The sequence below is a fragment of the Nocardia alni genome, assembly GCF_019038435.1.
Classification (GTDB): domain Bacteria; phylum Actinomycetota; class Actinomycetes; order Mycobacteriales; family Mycobacteriaceae; genus Nocardia; species Nocardia alni.
Map to the genome: position 1 here is coordinate 1 of NZ_JAGPOX010000010.1, position 19,296 is coordinate 19,296.

At 66.9% G+C, this 19,296-nt stretch carries 20 protein-coding genes; 17 read left to right on the forward strand and 3 right to left on the reverse strand.

Going from position 1 to position 19,296, the window contains the following annotated elements:
- The 7 genes from JZ791_RS06120 to JZ791_RS06150 all read left to right on the forward strand — a co-directional run.
- On the forward strand, nucleotides 1-670 hold a 670-nt coding region (locus tag JZ791_RS06120), incomplete at its 5' end, for an ATP-binding cassette domain-containing protein (protein WP_216893190.1).
- A gap of 322 nt (nucleotides 671-992) precedes the next feature.
- Entirely contained in the window at nucleotides 993-2,132 is a 1,140-nt protein-coding gene (locus JZ791_RS06125; RefSeq protein WP_216893191.1) for an ABC transporter permease, read from the forward strand.
- A gap of 304 nt (nucleotides 2,133-2,436) precedes the next feature.
- Entirely contained in the window at nucleotides 2,437-3,354 is a 918-nt protein-coding gene (locus JZ791_RS06130; RefSeq protein WP_216893192.1) for an ABC transporter permease, read from the forward strand.
- Between the two features lie 150 nt (nucleotides 3,355-3,504).
- Nucleotides 3,505-4,302: a hydroxyethylthiazole kinase gene (thiM, locus tag JZ791_RS06135; RefSeq protein ID WP_216893193.1), complete on the forward strand. Its 798-nt coding sequence runs from the start codon at nucleotides 3,505-3,507 to the stop codon at nucleotides 4,300-4,302.
- A gap of 6 nt (nucleotides 4,303-4,308) precedes the next feature.
- Entirely contained in the window at nucleotides 4,309-5,661 is a 1,353-nt protein-coding gene (locus JZ791_RS06140; RefSeq protein WP_216893194.1) for an LLM class flavin-dependent oxidoreductase, read from the forward strand.
- Complete coding sequence (locus tag JZ791_RS06145) at nucleotides 5,658-6,578, forward strand: sulfurtransferase (protein WP_216893195.1); 921 nt, start codon at nucleotides 5,658-5,660, stop codon at nucleotides 6,576-6,578. Before JZ791_RS06140 ends, JZ791_RS06145 begins: the two co-directional genes overlap by 4 nt.
- On the forward strand, nucleotides 6,575-7,207 hold the full coding sequence (locus tag JZ791_RS06150) for a GntR family transcriptional regulator (protein WP_308162799.1): 633 nt from the start codon (nucleotides 6,575-6,577) through the stop codon (nucleotides 7,205-7,207). The genes JZ791_RS06145 and JZ791_RS06150 overlap by 4 nt, the downstream gene beginning before the upstream one ends.
- A gap of 80 nt (nucleotides 7,208-7,287) precedes the next feature.
- On the opposite strand, the gene JZ791_RS06155 is transcribed toward JZ791_RS06150, so the two are convergent.
- Nucleotides 7,288-7,872 carry a TetR/AcrR family transcriptional regulator gene (locus tag JZ791_RS06155; RefSeq protein WP_216893196.1) on the reverse strand — a complete coding sequence of 195 codons (585 nt, stop codon included), beginning with the start codon at nucleotides 7,870-7,872 and terminating at the stop codon, nucleotides 7,288-7,290.
- Between the two features lie 122 nt (nucleotides 7,873-7,994).
- Here JZ791_RS06155 and JZ791_RS06160 point away from each other — a divergent pair, with 122 nt between their 5' ends.
- The 6 genes from JZ791_RS06160 to JZ791_RS06185 all read left to right on the forward strand — a co-directional run bounded on the left by JZ791_RS06160 (nucleotide 7,995) and on the right by JZ791_RS06185 (nucleotide 13,297).
- A complete protein-coding gene (locus JZ791_RS06160) occupies nucleotides 7,995-8,951 on the forward strand; it encodes an SDR family oxidoreductase (protein WP_216893197.1) in 957 nt (318 codons plus the stop codon).
- Between the two features lie 31 nt (nucleotides 8,952-8,982).
- Nucleotides 8,983-9,825: an enoyl-CoA hydratase/isomerase family protein gene (locus JZ791_RS06165; protein ID WP_216893198.1), complete on the forward strand. Its 843-nt coding sequence runs from the start codon at nucleotides 8,983-8,985 to the stop codon at nucleotides 9,823-9,825.
- Nucleotides 9,826-9,939: 114 nt separating this feature from the next.
- The gene (locus JZ791_RS06170; protein ID WP_216893199.1) at nucleotides 9,940-10,599 is read left to right on the forward strand and encodes a thiaminase II/PqqC family protein; all 660 of its coding nucleotides are present in this window, start codon (nucleotides 9,940-9,942) and stop codon (nucleotides 10,597-10,599) included.
- 271 nt (nucleotides 10,600-10,870) lie between these two features.
- Complete coding sequence (locus JZ791_RS06175) at nucleotides 10,871-12,055, forward strand: alanine--tRNA ligase-related protein (RefSeq protein WP_216893200.1); 1,185 nt, start codon at nucleotides 10,871-10,873, stop codon at nucleotides 12,053-12,055.
- 240 nt (nucleotides 12,056-12,295) lie between these two features.
- The gene (locus tag JZ791_RS06180; RefSeq protein WP_216893201.1) at nucleotides 12,296-12,691 is read left to right on the forward strand and encodes a nuclear transport factor 2 family protein; all 396 of its coding nucleotides are present in this window, start codon (nucleotides 12,296-12,298) and stop codon (nucleotides 12,689-12,691) included.
- 219 nt (nucleotides 12,692-12,910) lie between these two features.
- Nucleotides 12,911-13,297 carry a hypothetical protein gene (locus JZ791_RS06185; RefSeq protein WP_216893202.1) on the forward strand — a complete coding sequence of 129 codons (387 nt, stop codon included), beginning with the start codon at nucleotides 12,911-12,913 and terminating at the stop codon, nucleotides 13,295-13,297.
- Between the two features lie 15 nt (nucleotides 13,298-13,312).
- Here JZ791_RS06185 and JZ791_RS06190 read toward each other — a convergent pair whose 3' ends face one another.
- Entirely contained in the window at nucleotides 13,313-14,662 is a 1,350-nt protein-coding gene (locus JZ791_RS06190) for a carotenoid oxygenase family protein (protein ID WP_216893203.1), read from the reverse strand.
- A 430-nt stretch (nucleotides 14,663-15,092) separates the two neighbouring features.
- On the opposite strand from JZ791_RS06190, the gene JZ791_RS06195 reads away from it, so the two are divergent.
- The 3 genes from JZ791_RS06195 (at nucleotide 15,093) to JZ791_RS06205 (ending at nucleotide 17,504) form a co-directional block, all read left to right on the forward strand.
- Nucleotides 15,093-15,512 carry a YciI family protein gene (locus JZ791_RS06195; protein WP_216893204.1) on the forward strand — a complete coding sequence of 140 codons (420 nt, stop codon included), beginning with the start codon at nucleotides 15,093-15,095 and terminating at the stop codon, nucleotides 15,510-15,512.
- 15 nt (nucleotides 15,513-15,527) lie between these two features.
- Nucleotides 15,528-16,835, forward strand: coding sequence for an RNA polymerase sigma factor (locus JZ791_RS06200; RefSeq protein WP_216893205.1), 1,308 nt, complete (start codon nucleotides 15,528-15,530; stop codon nucleotides 16,833-16,835).
- Nucleotides 16,836-16,934: 99 nt separating this feature from the next.
- On the forward strand, nucleotides 16,935-17,504 hold the full coding sequence (locus JZ791_RS06205) for a dihydrofolate reductase family protein (protein WP_216893206.1): 570 nt from the start codon (nucleotides 16,935-16,937) through the stop codon (nucleotides 17,502-17,504).
- 106 nt (nucleotides 17,505-17,610) lie between these two features.
- On the opposite strand, the gene JZ791_RS06210 is transcribed toward JZ791_RS06205, so the two are convergent.
- Nucleotides 17,611-18,252: a TetR/AcrR family transcriptional regulator gene (locus tag JZ791_RS06210; RefSeq protein WP_216893207.1), complete on the reverse strand. Its 642-nt coding sequence runs from the start codon at nucleotides 18,250-18,252 to the stop codon at nucleotides 17,611-17,613.
- Nucleotides 18,253-18,327: 75 nt separating this feature from the next.
- On the opposite strand from JZ791_RS06210, the gene JZ791_RS06215 reads away from it, so the two are divergent.
- A complete protein-coding gene (locus JZ791_RS06215; RefSeq protein ID WP_216893208.1) occupies nucleotides 18,328-19,191 on the forward strand; it encodes an oxidoreductase in 864 nt (287 codons plus the stop codon).
- Nucleotides 19,192-19,296: the final 105 nt, after the last annotated feature.

Here is a 19,296-nt window from a genome sequence, read left to right on the forward strand (position 1 = left end):
CGTCGGTGTGGCGGGGGTGGCGGGCAACGGTCAGGAGACGTTGGCCGCGGTTGTGGCAGGACACCGTCCCTTGGCCAGTGGCACCGTCACGTTGGGCGGGACGGACGTCACCGCCTGGGACAACGCGCGTCGCCGCGCCCAGGGTCTGACCCATATTCCCGAGGATCGTAACGGTGCGGGCGTGGCGCTGGACGGGACGGCGACCGCCAACCTCGTCGCGGGTTCCCATCGGCGTGCGCCCCTTGGCGGCCGCCTGCGGTTGCGGCCATCGGCGATGCGCGCCCACGCGCGAGATCTCATCCAGCGCTTCGGAATCCGGGTCGCCGACCCCGCGGCGCCGGTGCGCGGCCTGTCCGGCGGCAACGTACAGAAGCTGGTGGTCGCACGAGAACTGGCACACCGATCCCCGTTCCTGCTGGCCGAACAGCCCACTCGCGGAATCGACCTGGGCGCGATCGAATTCGTCTACGAACAGCTCGACGAATACCGCGCGTCCGGCGGATCGGTCCTCCTGATCTCGAGCGAACTGAGCGAACTCCTGGCCCTCAGCGACCGAATCGTCGTACTCACCGACGGGCATATCGCGGGCGAATTCGCCACCGCCGAAGCAGATCCGGAGCATATCGGCGCGCTGATGGCCGGAATCACAGTCACACCGGAGCCGGTATGAGTGAACGCTGTGGGGGAACCGATACGCAAGGTACATCTGGCCGTGGTGGACGCGGACGCGGTGGCTATCGATGGCCTTGGCCGAGCGCCTGCGAGGTGGCGGGTTGGCGCGCGTGGCGAAGAAACCCATTCGAGGCTGAGTGCCGTGAGAGGACTGTTGGCACGGCATCGGTGGTGGCGGCGGAGCCGAGTCTCGGCGAGGTCGCGCTGTGATCAGGGTGCGACAGGGCGACTCCGGAGGCGGTGGGCCTGAGCGTTGGCGTGGTGCGGCGGGGATCGTCGCGGCGAAAGGTTCGCGGGCGCTGGCGAGGTCGCGAGCGGATGTGGCGGACCGTCTCGTGGCCGTGGTGGTGACCGTCGTGCTGACCGGCGCCCTGTTCGCGCTGGCCGGTTACAACCCGATCACGGTGTACGGCAGCATGATTCAGGGCTCGCTGGTCGGGCCGGGGCTGGTCACCACGGTGCAGGAGACCGTTGTGGTGGTCGGGTTGGCGTTGGGTTTGTCGTTCGCGTTCCGGGCGGGGCAGTTCAATCTGGGCGCGAGTGGGCAATTCGTTGTCGGCGGCCTCGCGGGGACCGTGGTGGCCCTGTACTGTCCGGGGCCGGGGTGGATGGTCGTGACGCTGGCTCTCGTCGCGGCGATGGTGGCGGGTGCGCTGCTCGCGGCGGTGCCCGCGGTGTTGTTCACCGGGTTGTCCGCGCCGGTGTTCGCGACGTCGCTGCTGCTGAACTATCCCGTGCTGTCGTTCACGTCGTATCTGATCACGGCGTGGCTGAAGGATCCGGCGTCCGACCGGGAGGCGTCCCGGCTCATCGCGGCGGACCGACGGATTCCGGCGCTCGCGCCGGAGCATTCGGCGCCCGGCCGGTTGCTGGAATCGGTATTCGGCCGGTATCACGTGCTCACGCAGCTCGGCGCCGGGCTGAATTGGTCACTGCTGGTGGTGGCGGTGATCTTCGTGGTCGTGCTGCTGCTCGAGACGCGCACGCCGCTGGGTTTCGAGACCGGCCTGATCGGGCTCAATCCGCGCATGGCCGCCGGGGTCGGCATCCGCACCGGCCGCGCGATCGTGCTCGCACTGTCCACCGGCGGAGCGATCGCCGGGGTGATGGGCGCGCTGGTGGTGCTGGGCTCGCACTTCCGGCTGATCGACGGCGCGCTGGACGGTACGGGATATCCGATCACCGCGCTGCTGGTGGTGATGCTGGCACGCAGCAGCCCACTTGCCGTGGTGTGGATCGGCTTTCTGTTCACCGCGATCGGAGTCGGGGGTGAAGAGGTGGAGCGCGATTATGGCTTGTCGTCCTACGTTTCGACCGTGGTGCAGGCACTGGTCGTATTTCTGGTCTCTATGCGGTTGACGCTGCGAGTGACGTTGCGCCGCAAGCATACCCGAGAACAGTCGATCGATCACACGGTCGAGCCCGCACCCGAGCAGAGGGCCAGCGAGGTGGAGGCATGAACGAAAGCATCGAGATCATCTTCTGCGTGAGCCCGGGAGCGAATCATCTGCGTGGCACAGGCCGAATCTGTAGACCGGCGAGATGCGTCGGTGAGTGGAGAACACCAGCGGTACAGCGCGTCCCGCACACGATGGAGCCGAGTATCGGCGCGGCGGAAGTCGAATGCGGTTCGGCCGCAACCCGAGTGAGCCGTCTGCGCGGCGTAGGCCGGATCCGAGTAGCGCTGCCCTGCGACCGTGAGTGGAGGGCGCGGCGACGGTACGCGTCTTGTGCGCCGGAGCGGAGCGTCGGGGAGGTTCGGTCGTGAGTGCACTCGATCTCGTGATCTCGCCCGCGATTCTGGCTGCCATCGTGCGCAGTCTGGTTCCCTTGGTGCTGCTCGGTCTGGGCGGGCTGATCTGCCAGCGGGCCGGGGTGTTCAACGTCGCGCTGGAGGGGGTGCTGCTCGCCGGATGTTTCGCGGCGGTGGCGGGCAGTGCGTGGTCGGGTAGTGCCGCGGTCGGGGTTGTCGCGGCGGGGGCGGCCGGGACGCTGGTCGCGTTTGTCCTTGCGGCCGGGTCGATTTGGCGGCGCGGTGATCCGCTGGTGCTGGGGACCGCGCTGAATATCGTGGTGTCGGGGTTGACGACCTTTCTGCTGCAAGCGCTGTTCCATGTGCGCGGCACCTTCCAGCGCCCGGATCTGGCCCGGCTGCCGCACTGGTTCGCCGGGAACACACTGCCCTGGATCGGGCCTGCCGTAGCGGCGCTGAGCCCGCTGGGATGCCTGGCCGTGGTCGCGGTCCCCGCGGTACACGGTTTCTTGCGACACACCATCGCGGGCATGCGGTTGCGTGGAGTCGGGACCGACAGCGCCGCCGCCGCGTCGCTGGGCGTGCGGCCGGACCGCTACCGGTTCGCGGCACTGCTGGTCGCCGGGATATTCGGCGGCCTGGCGGGGGCCGAATTGTCGCTGGGATCGGTGGCTCTGTTCACCGAGAACATGTCGGCGGGCCGCGGCTGGGTCATCGTGCTGGTGCTGCTGCTCAGCAACGGCCGGTTGCGCGTCCTGCTCCTGGCGTTGATCGTCTACGCCTATGCCGAGGCCGTAGGATTCCGCCTGCAAACCGTCGGCCTACCCATGCAATTCTCCGATGCCGCACCATATTTGGCGACGCTGGGCGTGCTGGTCTGGGCCGGTCTGCGCAACCGGCGGGCGGCGTCGAAACTGGCGATAGGGTGATCAAGATCCTTCAGTCGCCTGTGAACGCGGCGAAAAACACGCGGTCCGTCCCTGCCCGCCGGTCCTTTCGATCAAGCCGATCGCAACCCTCGTCCGGGCTCCGCATCCAACTGTATGCAGTTATATGCAGGCAATGACCGAGGAGACGATATGGACCAGATCACGTTCGACGATGCGCAGGTTCGCGCGGCGTTCCGCAGCATCGGGGCGAAGGGCCCGTTCGTCTACGGACTGACGAATTACATCGCCGCCAACCTCAACGCGAACGTGCTGCTGGCGGTGGGTGCCGGACCGGCGATCGGTGCGGGAGTGGACTGGCCGAACTCCTTTCCGGCGGGCGCCGACGGCGTGTGGATCAACACCGCGGCGGTGATGAGCAACGAGGCCTCGACGTTGCGCACGGTGGCCGGGACAGCGCAGGCGGCCGGCACACCCTGGGTACTCGATCCGGTCGCGTTCGGCGCGGGCGCCCCGGGCTACGACGAGATCGTGCGTTACCTGCTCACTTTCCGGCCGACGATCATCCGCGGCAACGCCAGCGAACTGATCGCGCTGGCCGGCGGCGACGTCACCGGCAAAGGGGTCGAGACCACCGCCGATTCCGGCCAGGCCGTCGAATACGTCAGCGCGCTGGCCCGCGACACCGGCGCGGTCGTCGCGGTGAGCGGCCCGACCGACTACATCTCCGACGGCGTTCGCACCGTCGCGGTCCCCGGCGGCGACCCGCGGTTGACCAGGGTCACCGGCGCGGGATGCAGCCTCGGCGCACTGAGCGCGGGCGCCGCGGCGGTGATCGAGGATCCGCTGCTGGCCGCGATCACGGCCCACGCCGCGTTCGCCCGGGCGGCCGAGGCCGCCGCGCAACGGCTCGGGCCCACCGGCGGCAGCGGCTCGTTCGCGGTCGCGCTGGTCGACGAGCTGTACGCGTTGGCCGAAGGCACGGAGTAAGGCGCCATGCATCTGGCAGCGTTTCTCAACGCCGGACCGCAGGGCACCGTCGGCTGGCGGCACCCACAGGCCGCGGACGGATTCCTGACCGCCTCGCACTACGCGCATACCGCCCGGGTACTCGAACAGGCCGGTTTCGACTTCGCGTTCGTCCCGGACTCCCTCGCGGTGCCGCGCAGTCTCGGCGACTCCTTCGATCCCGCTGTGCAGTGGGGGACCGGAACACCCCGGCTCGATCCGATCCCGGTGATCACGATAATGGCCGCGGCCACAACCCATCTCGGGCTCGCGGCGACATCCTCCACCGGATATCAGGAGCCCTACAACCTGGCCCGCACCTTCGCGACCCTGGACCACCTCACCGCCGGCCGGATCGGCTGGAACGTGGTCACCAGCTTCCAGGACGCCGAGGCGAGGAATTTCGGCCAGGATCGGCTGCCGGGTCGTGACGCCCGCTACGAGCGTGCCGAGGAGTTCCTGGAGGTCACCACCAGGCTGTGGGACAGCTGGTCGGACGACGCGCTGATCCGGGACAAGGCGTCCGGCGTGTTCGGCCGGCCCGATCGGGTCGAGGCTCTCGATCATCGCGGCCCGTACTTCTCGGTGGCCGGGCCGCTCGGCGTTCCCCGTCCGCCGCAAGGGTATCCGGTCATCATTCAGGCCGGGGCCTCACCGTCCGGTCGCGACTTCGCCGCCCGCTGGGCCGATGTGATCTTCTGCAGCCATGAATCTCTGGACTCCGCAGTGGATTTCTATCGCGATATCAAACGCCGGGTCGCCGCGCGTGGGCGCGATCCCGAACACGTCAAGGTCCTGCCCGCCGCGACGACGGTCGTCGGCCGTGATCGCGGCGAGGCGCGGGCCAAACACGAGGCTTTCGTCGATCTGGTGACCCCCGAGGCCGGACTGTCCCGGATGGCGTACCACGTGAACGTCGATCTCACCCGTTACGACCTCGACGGACCGCTGCCGCCGCTGGCCGAGGTCGGCGTGGAGGGGCACTATCGGGAGATCGTGGAGTTCGCCGAGCGAGAGCGGCTCACCATTCGACAGATCGGCCGCTGGTACGGCGCGCGCACCGAAGGCGACATGGTGGGATCGGCGACCGATATCGCCGACACCATGGAACGCTGGCTCGATGCCGGAGCCGCCGACGGTTTCATGATCCAGGCCACCCATGTGCCAACGGCTTTCGAGGAATTCGCCGTCGCCGTGGCGCCGGAGCTACGCCGCCGGGGCCTGGTTCGGGACGGCTATCGGGGTGACACACTTCGCGACAATCTCGGCCTTCCCCGGCCCGCCCGAGGTGAGTGGCGAGCGCGGGCCGCGTCGACCGCGCAGAAGGCGGCGACGCGATGAGTCCGACCGGATCGGCGCTGGTGAGCGTCACCTGGCTGAAGCTGAACCTGGATCGAGTTGTTCTGCTGGACGCCAGCATTCGCCGCGGGACCGGATCGGAGCCGCCGTTCGCGGCCGGCCGGACGGATTTCGAGCGCACCCATCTTCCCGGCGCTCGCTTCGCCGATCTGTTCACCGTCTTCTCCGACCCGGAGTCGCCGCTGCCGTTCACTCGGCCCAGCGCCGACGGTATCCGCCGGGCGGCGGCCGAGACGGGGATCGATGACGACTCGACGGTGGTCGTCTATGACCGGCTGACCGGAGCGTGGGCTGCGCGGATCTGGTGGGTGCTGAGGTCTTTCGGCTTCGATCGGGTCTTCGTCCTGGACGGTGGTCTCGACGCTTGGCAACGGGCCGGATTGCCGCTGGAATCCGGGCCCGGCGATGTACCCGGGGCGACCGGCGCCTTCACCCCGGTGGAACGCCCGGAGTTTTTTGTCGACCTCGATACGGTGAAAACACTGTCGGCCCAACCGGATCCGCTTCGGCCACTGGTCTGCGCCCTGCGGGCCGAGGAATTTCAGGGTGATCCCGCTCGGCCCCGGTCCGGTCATATTCCCGGCTCGATCAACCTTCCGTTCTCCGCCACACTGGATTCGGAGGGTCTGCACTCCCGCAACGGAACTCGTGTGGCGGCCGCGGCGCTCGGTCTCCCGGTCGCGAGCGGCAGCGTGCTCTACTGCGGCGGCGCCATCAACGCGGCGGGGCTGGCGCTGGCCCTGCACGAGATCGGCATCACCGATGTCGGTGTCTACGACGGATCGCTGGCGCAGTGGCGCGCGGACCCGGAGTTGCCGCTCACGACCGGGCGGAACCCGTCGAAAAATGGTGCACCGGCGAGCCGTTCGCCCGACAGTAGCACCAGGACCGGCAGGTGAGCGCCCGCGACCACGTCTACGAAACCCTCCGGCGCCGCCTCATCATGGGCGAATACGATCATGACGCCGCGCTGGTCCCCGCCGCGCTGAGTATCGAATTCGCCGTGTCACGAACCCCCGTGCGCGAGGCTCTGGGACTGCTGGAACGCGACGGGCTGGTTCGCGGCACCACCCGCGGCTTCGTACCGCACACGCGCTCCGAGGAGGAGATACTGGAGATCTTCGAGGCTCGGGCGATCCTCGATTCGGCCGCGGCGGCAGCTGCCGCCGAACGCCGCACCACGGCCGATCTGCTCGCACTGCAAGAAATCTCCCAGCGAACCCAGCGGGAGCAGGACCCTTCGGAGATCCGGCGCTACCTCAACCTCTGGCACGACGCGGTGCGACGATCCGCCCACAACGTCACCATCGCCGGCTTGCTGCACACCCTGGACGCCCAGGCCAAACTGGCCGCCCCCTGGCACCCGGAAGCGCCCGCGACCGACCCGACCGTAGACGACCGCCGCGCCGAACACGACGAGATCTTGGCCGCCATCACCGCCCGCAACCCCGAGCGCGCCCGCACCCTCATGCTCACGCATCTGGCCCGCGATCGTGAGTTCCGCATCCGTCGCCGGGTGGCGGGCTGAATTCCGCTTCTCTCGCCTTGGCACACGGTCTCATGATTGATCGCCTCCAGGGTCGGTTCGTGGGTAGACGAGTTGTCGTGTCAGCCTCCGGGATTCGCCCGCACGACGGGGGCGGAAAGGCTGCGTAGATCGTCGAAGGCTCGGGAGAGATGCTCGTCCAGGCTTTGCGCGGGATCGTCTTGCCAGGCTTCGACCGCGTGTTGATAAGCGGCCCAGCCGGTTCGGGCGGCGAGGTCGGCCAATCCATTGCCGACACCGCGGTGTCGCAACGCCTCCGCCACGGCGTCGGTGAGCAGCGCGTGCTTGGCCAGCTCGCGTTCGCGCAGTGCCGGGGTCGCCGCGATGACCTTCCATCGCGGGTCGGAGTACGGGCGGTTGCTCTCCAGATTCCGGGCGGATTTCCGGAAGGCGCACAACAGGATCTCGAACGGTTCCAGATCCTCGGGCGCTTCGGCCACCGTCTGTATCAGTGCGTCGCGTAGCTCGGCCTCGCCGTCGAAGAGCACCTCGCGTTTGTCGGGGAAGTGCCGGAAGAAAGTGCGCTCGTTGACCCCGGCGCGGGCGGCGATCTCCGCGGTCGTGGTCTGGTCGAACCCTCGTTCCCGATACAGCTCCAGGGCCGCCTCTCGAAGGCGGCGACGCGCTTCCGCTCCGCTCCGTGGCATGCGCCGAGCCTACCGCAATGTGTCAGTGACTGGCGTCGCGTTGCGTCAGTCGCTGGCGTTACGTGTAGAGTCAGTGACTGGCGCTACTTAGTACCAGTAAATGGCGTTAAAGGGAGTGTTCCATGCATGTCTTCGTCACCGGGGGTTCCGGTCAGACCGGCCCTACCGTCGTCGCCGAGCTCGTCGCGGCCGGTCATACCGTGACTGGCCTGGCTCGTTCGGATGCCGCCGCCGCCCGGCTGGAGTCGCTGGGCGCCACACCGCATCGCGGCTCCCTGGACGATCTCGACAGCCTGCGCAGTGGCGCGCGAGCCGCCGATGGCGTCCTGCACATGGCCTACGGCGGCGACTACGCCGATCCGGACGACCTGATCCGCCGCGACTGCGCCGCGATCGAGGCGCTCGGTCAGGCGCTGGCCGGGTCCGGTAAGCCGTTCGTCAGCACGTCGGGCACGTTGGTGACGCGGGCCGGGCGGGTCAGCGCCGAGCAGGACGCGCCGGACCTCGATTCGGTTGCGGCCTTTCGTATTCCGGGCGAACAGGCATGTCTGGGTTTTGCCGATCGGGGTGTCCGATCCAGCGTCGTGCGACTCGCGCCGACCGTGCACGGCCCCGGCGACTACGGGTTCATTCCGGCCCTCGTCGCGGCCGCGCGCAGGGCGGGCGTCTCGGCCTACATCGGTGACGGCGCCAATCGGTGGCCCGCGGTCCACCGCGCCGACGCCGCGGTCCTGTTCCGGTTGGCATTGGAGAAAGCTCCCGCCGGAAGCGTGCTGCACGGCGTCGGTGAGAGCGCTGTCACGATCAAGAGCGTCGCGGACCGGATCGCGCGGGCATTCGACATCCCCACCGCCTCGCTGACCCTCGAACAGGCCGAAGCGCATCTCGGAAACCCATTCCTGGCACGCTTCTTCTCCCTCGACGTACCCGTCTCCAGCGAACACACCCGAGCACTCCTCGGTTGGACGCCGGAACACGCAACGCTGCTACAGGACCTCGAGACCGGCGACTACTTCACCCCGGAGGCCCACATCCGCGCCGAGGCGATCTGGTTACCGCACGAGCACAGCCGCAACTGACACACGACACCCATCTCAGAGAAGGCCAGTCATGCCCATCGACGACCTGCGCCCCACCATCGACTGGGGCAAGTACCGGACGCTCACACTCGAGCGCCGAGACAACGGGATCCTGCTCATCACGATCGCCGAACCCGACGGATACCCGGCTCCCACCCTCGCTCGCCGCCACACCGAAATCAGTTATATCTGGCGCGATTTCGCCGACGACCCAGCGCTACGTGTCGCCGTCATCACGGGCCAGGGAGACAAATTCTGGACGGTCGAAGGCACCGACGGCATCGACGAGATGCTCGAGAACCCCGGCGACTACGACAACACCGTCAATCTCATCCGGGAGGGCCTGCTCAACGCGCACGGCATCGTCAACTGCGACAAGCCGATCGTCTCCGCGATCAACGGCGAGGCGATGGGATCGGGGCTCGCGACCGGCCTGCTCGCGGACATCAGTGTCGCATCGACGCAGGCGCGCCTGATCGACGGGCATCTCCTGCAGGGCATCGCCGCAGGTGATCACTCGGTGCTGATCTGGCCGCTGCTGTGCGGTCTGGCCAAGGCCAAGCTGTACCTGCTCGCCTCCGAGGAGCTCACCGGCGAGGTGGCCGAGCGCATCGGTCTGGTGAGCCTCGCGGTTGCGCCGGGCGACGTGCTGGATACCGCACTCGACATCGCGCAACGCATGGCAATGGGTCCACAGCACGCCCTGCGTTGGACCAAACGCTCACTCAACCACTGGCTGCGGACCGCGACGCCCGCCTTCGAAGCCTCGATCGGTTTCGAGGCGATGAGCTTCTTCGGGCCGGATCTCGTCGAAGCGCTCATCGCCCAAATCGGGCGTCGCGCACCGAATTTCGCCGAGCCGCTGCCCTGGTGAACAACCGCGGCGGCCCGCACGGTACTCCCGATCAGCGATCCCGTGTCGGACTACCGTGTCCCACCGACCCGTGGCAGGGTCGGTCCAGGAGCATTCGCAGCGAGGGAGGACCCGATGTCGCGTACGGCCACGGAACTGCTGGAATCGACCACGGCACGGTTGGCCCCGGACCCGCGGGCCAACCCGTTCGTACCGCTGATCGCCCGGGGTGCGGCCGCCCGCGAGATCCTCGCGGCGCTTGCCCTGGAACAGCAGTGGGTGATCCCGGCGGACCGCCGCGCGTTTGCGCACCTGGCACAACGGTCGGGGAACTCGGCCGCCGCCGGGTTCTTCGAGATGCTCGCCGAGGGGGAGACGCTGGCGGGGCAGCGGTTGGCATCGTTCGCGACGGCCTGCGGCGTCGACGAGGAACGAGCCCGGGCCTATGACCCGCTGGCGGGATGTCAGGCATATCCGGCCTACATCTCCTGGCTCGCCCTGAACGCGGCACCGGCAAACGCGGTCCTGGCGATCACCGCCAATTTCTCGGCTTGGGGCGGTTATTGCGCAACCATCAGTGTGGCCCTGCGTACCCACTACGGCTTCGAGGCCGACGACTGCGCCTTCTTCGACTTCTTCGCAGAACCATCGTCGGAACTGGAGCGGAAAGCGGCGGCGGCGGTCCAAGAGGGCTTGGATGCGGGAAGCGTGAACGAGGACCTGGCACAGCGGTACGGCCGACTGCTGCAACACTACGAACTGCTGTTCTGGACGACACTGCATTCGGTCCAGTGATGCGTCTAATGCTGTAGTGCAGCTGGTGCTTGCTGGCACCCCGTGCTGTTGCCCGGATAATCGGTCGTGCTTTCACGGGTGCCGTTGCTACCGTGAGGTTCATGGAGGTCTACTCACGAACCGCTGTCGCGGCCGGGCGAGCTCACGGCTCGCCGGTCGCTGCCGCCTGACCCTCGTCGGCGCGACTGGAAACGGTCCGCCGGTGTCGGTTTGCCAGCCACAGTTGCCACGTGCGGTCGCTTCCGGTCGATCTCACCTCTACGGAGCAACCGTGATCACCACAGAGCAAACCATTCGCACCTTCCTCGAATTCTTCCGCGAGCGCGGCCATGAACTCACGCCGGGCGAATCGCTGGTTCCCCCGCCAGGCGATCCGGTGCTGTTCACCACCTCCGGCATGCATCCGTTGACTCCCTATCTGGCGGGTCGTCCGCATCCACTGGGCCGCCGGTTGACCAACCTTCAGCGGTGTCTGCGCACGACCGACCTGGACGAGGTCGGTGACGACACCCACCTGACCGTCTTCGAGATGCTCGGCTCCTGGTCGCTCGGCGACTACGAGGGCCCGCAGAGTCTGCGGTGGGGTCACGAGCTGCTGTGCGACGGGTTCGGCATAGACCGAGAGCGGCTGCACGTCACCGTTTTCGGCGGAGATGAACACGTCGGCCCCGACCACGAGTCGTGGGACACATGGGATGAGCTGGGTGTGCCGGTCGAGCCGACCGTGCACGAGAACTGGTGGTCGAATGGTCCTACCGGACTCTGCGGCCCCGATTCGGAGATCTTCGTCTGGACCGGGCTCGACTCACCGCGGGGCACGCCGACGATCGACGACCGCTGGGTGGAGGTGTGGAATCACGTCATGATGCGTTACGTCCGGCACTCGGACGGCAGCCTCGAGCCACTGACCCGGCCCGGCGTCGACACCGGCCTGGGTCTGGAGCGACTGGTGCGGATTCTGCAGGACAAGCAGTCCGTCTTCGAAATCGACCTTTTCCAGCCCTGGTCGACCACGCTGCCGCGACTCTGGGGATCCCTGGACGAATCGTCCACACGGCTGCTGTCCGATCACATGCGATCCAGCATCGTCGTTCTCGGCGACGGGATCGTGCCCTCGACATCCGGCCGCGGACATGTGCTGCGCCGCTTGATCCGTCGCACATTGACGACGCTATGGCGTGACGATCCGACCCGCACTCTGTCCGACCTGCCGATCGAACCGATAGAACACACCCTCGAGCACTTTCGGCAAGAGCGTCACCCACACGACGTGCGCACCACCCTGCTCGATGAAGAACGCAGATTCGGCCGGCTGCTGCAACGAGGGCGACAGATGTTGTCCCGCAATAGGTTCCGCCGATCCCTGTCCGAGGATGACTACCGGTATCTGTACGACACACATGGCCTGCCCCGCGACCTCGTCATGTACCTGAATGCCGAAGACTTTTCGAAGTAAGTGCCGACCTCACGGACAGCGGATGTCGCACAGGGAGGGTGCATTCGGCGTCGCCCCGGCCGGACGCGATGCACGACAACAGCATCGGCAGCGGCTGGAACGCGTCAGCCTGGCCGATCTCATCCACGCCCACGCCCCAGCCGCTCGAGTCTCGCCGCCCCCAAGGTCGGTTGCTTGAACCCCGAAGGAATCGCCGCCGTATGATCGGGCGACAGGTTCGGTCACCTGAGAAGTGAGCTGATGAACGCTGAGGACCGCGAGGCCATAACCCGTCTCATCAATCAGCACGGCCATCTGATCGACACCGGCCAACTCGATCGCCTGCACGAGATCTTCGCCGCTGACGTCGCATACGACGTGAGCGACTTCGGTGGCGGCGTAATCAACGGGCTGGAGGGCGTGCGCGAATGGGTGCTGACACTCGGCGAGAGGAACCCGGTAGGCCACCACGTCACCAACATCGTTCTGGATGAGATCGCCGATGACGTGGTGCACTGCCTGTCGAAGGGGATCGGCGTCACGGTCGAAGGGACCGTCCGCAGCGTCACATTCGATGATCGCCTCGAACGATCTGACGCAGGGTGGCGCGTCACCCGCCGTGCCGTCAAGCCCCGACGATCGCCCCTGCATCCATGAATTCCATTGTCGGACTGCTTCATTGCCGGTGGCAGGAGAACTCCAAATGATCGATCATGCCTACATTCGCCCCGGTTATTACGCTGCCAACGTCGCCGACCTGGATGGAAACCGCCTGGAGTTCGTGCACAAAGCCTGGAACTCCGCACACTAGACTCCGCTCTTCCACTCACCGAGACTGGGATTATCGGTGGCATAGTCCGGAAGGGACGGGTGGGTATGGTGGATCCGGTGACGTTAGGGGTTGCTGCGGCAGCGCTGTTGGCATCGAAGTTCGGTGAGGGGTTCGCGAAGGATGCCGGGTCGAGCAGCTGGCGAGCGATCGGTCGTCTTCGGGAGGTGATTGCCGTGAAACTCGGCCATAGGGTCGAAGACCCTGCGGCGCTGGGCACTTCGGCCGAGAATCCGACTCCGGAGAGCCAGGCGGCCGTGGCCGAGCTGGTGACGTCGGCCGCCCGATCGGACCCGGATTTCGCCCGTGAGGTCGAGCTGTTGGTGGTGACCGCGCGGCGGGACCGGGCTATCGAGGCGTTCGTCGCAAACGCCTACGACAATGCGAAACAGGTCAACATTCGCGGCGACAACACTGGCACCATCAACCTGTGACGAAGGACCACTCGGCTATTTCAGGGACGTAGGTATCCAGGCGCCGTGGAATCCGGTGGGAACCCGCACGGGCAGGTGGATTTTCGCGACCGGTGCGGCGGCGAGGTCGTCGGCGTGGAGGATCAGCAGGTAACCGGTCCCGCAGGCGCGGTCGTGGGCGAAGGTGAGCAAGTATCCGTCGTTTTCAGCGGCGGTGCGGCGGGGGACGAAGACCGCCTCGCCACAGGTGTGGCCGTCGGGTAGGCGGTGGGTGTGGCGGGTGAGGCCGCCGGTGAAGTCGTAGCGGTAGATGCGGGAGTGCGATGGGTGGACGTCGAGGGAGAAACTGGCCGCGTACCCGAAGTGATGCGCGCGCCCGATCACGGCGTCGGCGACTCGAGGATATTCCACATCCGCGTCGTCGAGTTGGTCTTCGGCGACTGTGCCGTGGGTGAGGTTCAGCTGCCACCGGTGCAGGCGCGGTAGCCCGCCGCTGATGTCGGCGCTGCCGCCACGCCACAGGCTCGGCACCCGGGCGCCGGTGAGAGTGAGGACACCGCCGGTTTCGAAGGCGTTGAGGGTATGCCAGACGAAGCAGGGCTGCACCTCGAACCAGCGGACGGGCCCGCCGGTGCGGGCCATCACCCCGAAGCGTGCCTCATGCGTATCGTCCCACCGCCACCCCGGGCCGCCCTCCGCTACTGGGTCGAATACCACTGGCAGATCCATGAATACCACGTGGCGTTCGGTGATTGCGAAATCGTGCATCATTGTCGCGCAGGGGATCTCGATGATCTGTGTCTGGAGTATCTTCCCGGACGGGGAAGCCCGGTAATACGTCAGATACGGCGGTCGTAGCCGCGACCCGAAGAACAGCAACTCCCCGGTCGCGGGGCAGACCTTGGGGTGCGCGGTCATCGGGGTCGCGAGCGCGCCATCGAAAGTGAACGGTCCTACAGTGTCCAGTTCGGGAGTGAGCTGGTAGGGAAAGCCGCCTTCCTCGAGGGCCAGCAGCCGGCCTGCGTGCGCGAGCAGGTGGGTGTTGGCGGTGGTGACCCGGTAGTCCATCGTGGCGGTGGTGGGATCGAAGGCGAGTTCGGCGCGTGATCGACCAGGATTGGCGTACAGCGGTGTGCGCACGTAGCGATTTCGGTACCAGCGAGCGCGTCCGCCCGACAGTGCGATCGCATGAACCATGCCATCGCCGGCGAAGTAGTGCGGTGACCACCCGGTGCGCGGATTGGGTCCGTTGCGCATGAATACCCCCTCCAGCTCGGGCGGGATCTGCCCGGTCACGTCAGTGGGTTCCACAGTCACTTCCTCGGCGACCGGCGCGTTGTTCCCGCCCAGGTGCAACGGCTTGTCGGCCTGCGATGCAGTCGTCATCAGCGTCTCCTGTCTCAGATGGCTGTGCCAGGATGCCGGGATAGGCGGTGAACAAACAGTCTTGTTTTCCAAACCACCGTCAGCCGCCCGTCGAACCACCAGTTCACAGCTGTGGAAAAAAATGGATCGTCAACCCGGCGCCGATGAGACATCAGGTAGTCGGCGATCACTCTCGCCGCGGTAGCCGTACTCGGGGAACTCGGCTCATCCAGTGCGATCGTCTGCACCCCGAGTTCGAATATCCGTGCTGTCGCCACCTATGAGTCAGAAGTAACCCCGGCCGACAACCGCGCACCACCCGGCATGAGCGCGTACTCGCGTTGAAGTCTCGGGAAAAAATCGACCGGATCGTGTCGATCTACGATGTTTCCGGTTCGACCTAGTGGTGAGAGGGTCCGAATGGGGCCCGGCAGACAAGGGAGACCGACACATGAAGTACATGCTGATCATGCGCGCCACCGACGAGGCATTCGCTGGGATGGTGAACACCGACTTCGAGCAGATGCTCGAGACCATCGGCAAGTACAACGACGAGATGATCCGGGCCGGTGTGCTGATCGCCGCGGAGGGACTCGACGAGGCCGCCGACGGTGTGGTGGTCGACTTCTCTTCCGAGACTCCCGTGGTCACCGACGGGCCGTACGGTGAGACCAAGGAGTTGTTCGGCGGGTTCTATATTCTCAATGTGGCGTCGAAACAGGAGGCGGTCGAGTGGGCCAAGCGTTCGCCGATCACCGGCCCGGGCTTCAAGACCGAGATCCGCCGGGTCACGACCATCGACGAATTCCCGCAGGACAACGTGTGGATTCAGAAGGAGCGCGCGTGGCGCGAGGCCACCGGTCAGCTCTGAGCGGGTCGGCGGGTGATGGCTGATCGCACCGGTCGTGAGGCCGTCGCCGCGGTCTGGCGGATCGAGTCCTCGCGGATCGTCGGTGCGCTGGCCCGCTATACCGGCGATTTCGCGCTGGCGGAGGATCTCGCCCAGGAGGCGCTGGCCGAGGCGCTCGTCGCATGGCCCCGGGACGGCACGCCCCGCAATCCAGCGGGATGGTTGCTGACCGTCGGCCGGCGGCGCGCGATCGACGCGTTTCGCCGGCGCTCGGTGCGCGACGAGAAGTACGCCGCCCTCGCTCACACCCTGAGCGAGGGCGACGTCCTCGCGGGTGGGCCACCGGCACCGGATACCGGGGACATGCTGTGGGATCCGGATCTGATCGATGACGATGTGCTGGCGTTGATGTTCATCTCCTGCCATCCCGTGGTGTCGCGGGAAGCGCGCGTGGCGCTCACCCTGCGGGTGGTCGGCGGCCTGACCAGCGACGAGATCGCGAAAGCGTTTCTCGTGCCGACCGCGACGGTGCAGGCCCGGATCACGCGGGCGAAGAAGACCCTGGCCGCGGCCCGGGTGCCGTTCGAGGTACCGCCGTCCGGCGAGCGGACCGCGCGCCTGGGCTCGGTACTCAGCGTTGTCTATCTGATTTTCACCGAGGGGTCCTCGGCCAGTTCCGGTGGGGAGTTGATCCGGCTCGACCTCGCGAGCGAGGCGCAGCGCCTGGCTCGGATGCTGGCCCGGCTGATGCCGAACGAGGGCGAGGTGCAGGGGCTGTTGGCGCTGCTCGAGCTGACCGCGGCACGTTTCCCCGCGCGGGTGCGGCCCGACGGCGAGCCGGTGCTGCTGGAACATCAGGACCGCCGCCGCTGGGACCGCGCCGCGATCGGTCGCGGGCGTGCGGCTCTGGTCCGTGCGGCACAACGCGGTCGAGGTTTGGGCGCCTACGGGCTGCAGGCGGCGATCGCCGAATGCCATGCTCTCGCACCGTCGGTCGAGGCGACCGACTGGCAGCGCATCGTGGTCCTCTACGAGGCGCTGAGCCGGCTCGCGCCATCACCGGTGGTCGACCTCAATCGAGCGGCGGCGGTGTCGATGGCCCAGGGACCCGCCGCCGCGCTGCCGATCGTGGACGCGCTGATGGCTGCTGGCGCCCTGTCGAACTCGCATCTGCTGCCGAGCGTTCGGGGGGAACTGCTCACCCGGCTGGGGCGCCTCGACGAGGCGCGCACCGAACTGACGAACGCCATCCGGATTTGCGGCAATGAACGTGAACGGGTGGTATTGGAACGCAAACTCGCCGATCTCGAACATCCTGAAATCGGCAAAGTAGTGCACGGTTGAAATGTGATGTGCCGGCGGCAGGTCGCCCTCGTTCGGGCCGGAGCCGTGTTCGAGAAGGCAATCGCGATGAGTTTTGCCCTCCGGTGCAGTCTGATCTCCATGGGAAAACTCATCTATGGCTTCAATGTGTCGGTGGACGGGTACATCGCCGACGCGCAAGGCAACATCGACTGGTCCGATCCGAGCGAAGAGCTCCACCAGTACTGGAACGACTTCGAGCGGGAGACCGCCCTGTCGTTCTACGGGCGGCGGCTCTACGACCTGATGTCCGCGTACTGGCCGACCGCTGACAAGGATCCGGACGCCACCCCTATGATCGTCGATTTCGCCCGCATCTGGCGCGACATGCCCAAGGTCGTGTTCTCACGCACCCTGGAGTCGGTCGACTGGAACTCCCGCCTGGAACGCGGCGACCCGGTCGAGGTGGTGCGGAAACTGAAAGCCGAAACCGACGGCACGCTGGAGGTGGCCGGCGCGACGCTCGCCGCACCGATCGTGCAGGCCGGACTGGTGGACGAGTACCGAATCGTGGTCACGCCCACCGCCGTGGGTGGCGGCACCCGGTTCTTCCCGACACTGCCGTCATGGATATCGCTGCGACTGTTGGAGAATCGCACGTTCCCGGGCGGCACGGTCCTGCTGCGCTACGAGGCGAAACACGGGCAATGAAGCGACTCCGCAGTGGATACTCTCTGGCGAGGTACCGGACGGACCCTGTCCGGATACGCGACGCGGCATGGCAGTACGCCTCCGGCGGAGGTTGACGGCCGGGCGGTCAACCGGACTTGGTCTGTGGCCGGGGGTCCGGTGCCAGACTCAGGGCGTTGAGCCAAAGATGAGTGAGGGTCGCTGCGGTGTCGTCGAGTGAGCGGCCGGTCTTCGATGCCTGATAGAACGCGCGTTCTGTCATCCACACGAGTGCGGTCGTCACCGCGTGCGCGCCGGTGGGGCCGTCGCCGTCGGGAAGTCCGGCGCGTTCGGCGATGGCTGTGGTGATATCGCGGATGGCGGCGACGGCCGAATGCCAGTTCTCATCGATGGCCGCGACGGTGGGAGCGAGCTCGACGGCCGCGCGCATGACGCTGCCGTGGTCGCGCCACATGTCGCGGGTCTGGTCGATGCTGCGCCGCAGGGCGGGGGCAGGTTCACCGGAGGCGTCGGCGGCGGCGATCCGCGTGCGCAGCGTGGCCACGGTGCGTTCTACCAGTGCGGCCAGGACCGCGTTCTTGGAGGCGAAGTAGAAGTAGAACGCTCCCCGGGCGATGCCCACCGCCTTGGTGATCGTCTCGATCGTCATCCGGTCGAATCCGATCGTGTCCAGCTGTTCCTCGGCGGCGTCGAGGATGGCTCGCTCGCGCTGGTCCCCCTTGGTGGGTGTGGTGCGGCGGCGGCCACGGATGGTTGCGCGCTCGGGCATGGACGTCAGCCTACCCGATGAAGACTAAATTCTACACAGTGTCGATTTTCATCGACTGTGTGTAGATTAGGTGGCATGACTGAGCTAGCCAACGGCAAGACGTTTCTGATCACCGGTGTGAGCTCCGGATTAGGGCAGGCAATCGCACGTAAGGCCATCGGGGACGGTCACGTCGTGGTGGGCACGGTTCGGCGAGCAGCCGACGCCGAGAAGTTCCGGGCACTGCATCCCGGCCGTGCCATCGCGCGCATCCTCGATGTCACCGACGACGAGGCCGTCCTGGCCGCGGTGAACGACATCGAATCCTCCCTGAGTCCCATCGATGTCGTCATCGCCAACGCCGGATACGGCCAGGAAGGGGCATTCGAGGAATCACCGTTGAACGAACTGCGAAACCAGTTCGCGGTCAACGTCTTCGGTGCGGTGGCCACCATCCAGGCGGTGCTGCCGCACATGCGGGCCCGACGCTCGGGCCACATCCTGGGCATCACCTCCATGGGCGGGCTCATGACCGTGCCCGGACTGGCCTACTACCACGGCAGCAAATACGCACTGGAAGGCATTCTGGAAACACTCGGCAAGGAGGTCGCCGGCTTCGGCATCCACGTCACCGCCGTCGCGCCCGGCTCGTTCCGCACCGACTGGGCGGGCCGATCCATGGTCCGCACCGAACGCGCGATCCCGGACTACGACGAGCTGATGGATCCGGTGCGCGCACACCGCCGCGCCGCTGACGGCAACCAGCTCGGAGATCCGGAAAAGGCGGCCGCCGCGATACTTTCGGTGATCGAAGCCGCGGACCCGCCGACGCATCTGCTGCTCGGCTCCGACGCCCTGCGACTGGTACGAACAGGTCGAGCGGCCGTCGACGCCGAAATCGAGAAATGGGCCGACCTCTCACGCACCACGGACTTCGCCGAAGGAGCCCAACTAGGCTGACCTGTCAGAAGGCAGCGCCGCAACGGTACTGTGTCGTGACACTGGGGGTAGCTCTGAGAGGGGAAGAGGCCGCACGCTTTGTGGCGTGCGGCCTCTTGCCGGTAT

What these genes read in the sequence shown, in the direction of transcription:
- thiM (WP_216893193.1), top strand. Translation starts at nt 3,505, where the DNA reads ATGGACCAGATCACGTTCGACGATGCGCAGGTTCGCGCGGCGTTCCGC.
- JZ791_RS06140 (WP_216893194.1), top strand. Translation starts at nt 4,309, where the DNA reads ATGCATCTGGCAGCGTTTCTCAACGCCGGACCGCAGGGCACCGTCGGC.
- JZ791_RS06145 (WP_216893195.1), top strand. Translation starts at nt 5,658, where the DNA reads ATGAGTCCGACCGGATCGGCGCTGGTGAGCGTCACCTGGCTGAAGCTG.
- JZ791_RS06155 (WP_216893196.1), bottom strand. Translation starts at nt 7,872, where the DNA reads ATGCCACGGAGCGGAGCGGAAGCGCGTCGCCGCCTTCGAGAGGCGGCC.
- JZ791_RS06160 (WP_216893197.1), top strand. Translation starts at nt 7,995, where the DNA reads ATGCATGTCTTCGTCACCGGGGGTTCCGGTCAGACCGGCCCTACCGTC.
- JZ791_RS06165 (WP_216893198.1), top strand. Translation starts at nt 8,983, where the DNA reads ATGCCCATCGACGACCTGCGCCCCACCATCGACTGGGGCAAGTACCGG.
- JZ791_RS06170 (WP_216893199.1), top strand. Translation starts at nt 9,940, where the DNA reads ATGTCGCGTACGGCCACGGAACTGCTGGAATCGACCACGGCACGGTTG.
- JZ791_RS06180 (WP_216893201.1), top strand. Translation starts at nt 12,296, where the DNA reads ATGAACGCTGAGGACCGCGAGGCCATAACCCGTCTCATCAATCAGCAC.
- JZ791_RS06185 (WP_216893202.1), top strand. Translation starts at nt 12,911, where the DNA reads ATGGTGGATCCGGTGACGTTAGGGGTTGCTGCGGCAGCGCTGTTGGCA.
- JZ791_RS06190 (WP_216893203.1), bottom strand. Translation starts at nt 14,662, where the DNA reads ATGACGACTGCATCGCAGGCCGACAAGCCGTTGCACCTGGGCGGGAAC.
- JZ791_RS06195 (WP_216893204.1), top strand. Translation starts at nt 15,093, where the DNA reads ATGAAGTACATGCTGATCATGCGCGCCACCGACGAGGCATTCGCTGGG.
- JZ791_RS06200 (WP_216893205.1), top strand. Translation starts at nt 15,528, where the DNA reads ATGGCTGATCGCACCGGTCGTGAGGCCGTCGCCGCGGTCTGGCGGATC.
- JZ791_RS06205 (WP_216893206.1), top strand. Translation starts at nt 16,935, where the DNA reads ATGGGAAAACTCATCTATGGCTTCAATGTGTCGGTGGACGGGTACATC.
- JZ791_RS06210 (WP_216893207.1), bottom strand. Translation starts at nt 18,252, where the DNA reads ATGCCCGAGCGCGCAACCATCCGTGGCCGCCGCCGCACCACACCCACC.
- JZ791_RS06215 (WP_216893208.1), top strand. Translation starts at nt 18,328, where the DNA reads ATGACTGAGCTAGCCAACGGCAAGACGTTTCTGATCACCGGTGTGAGC.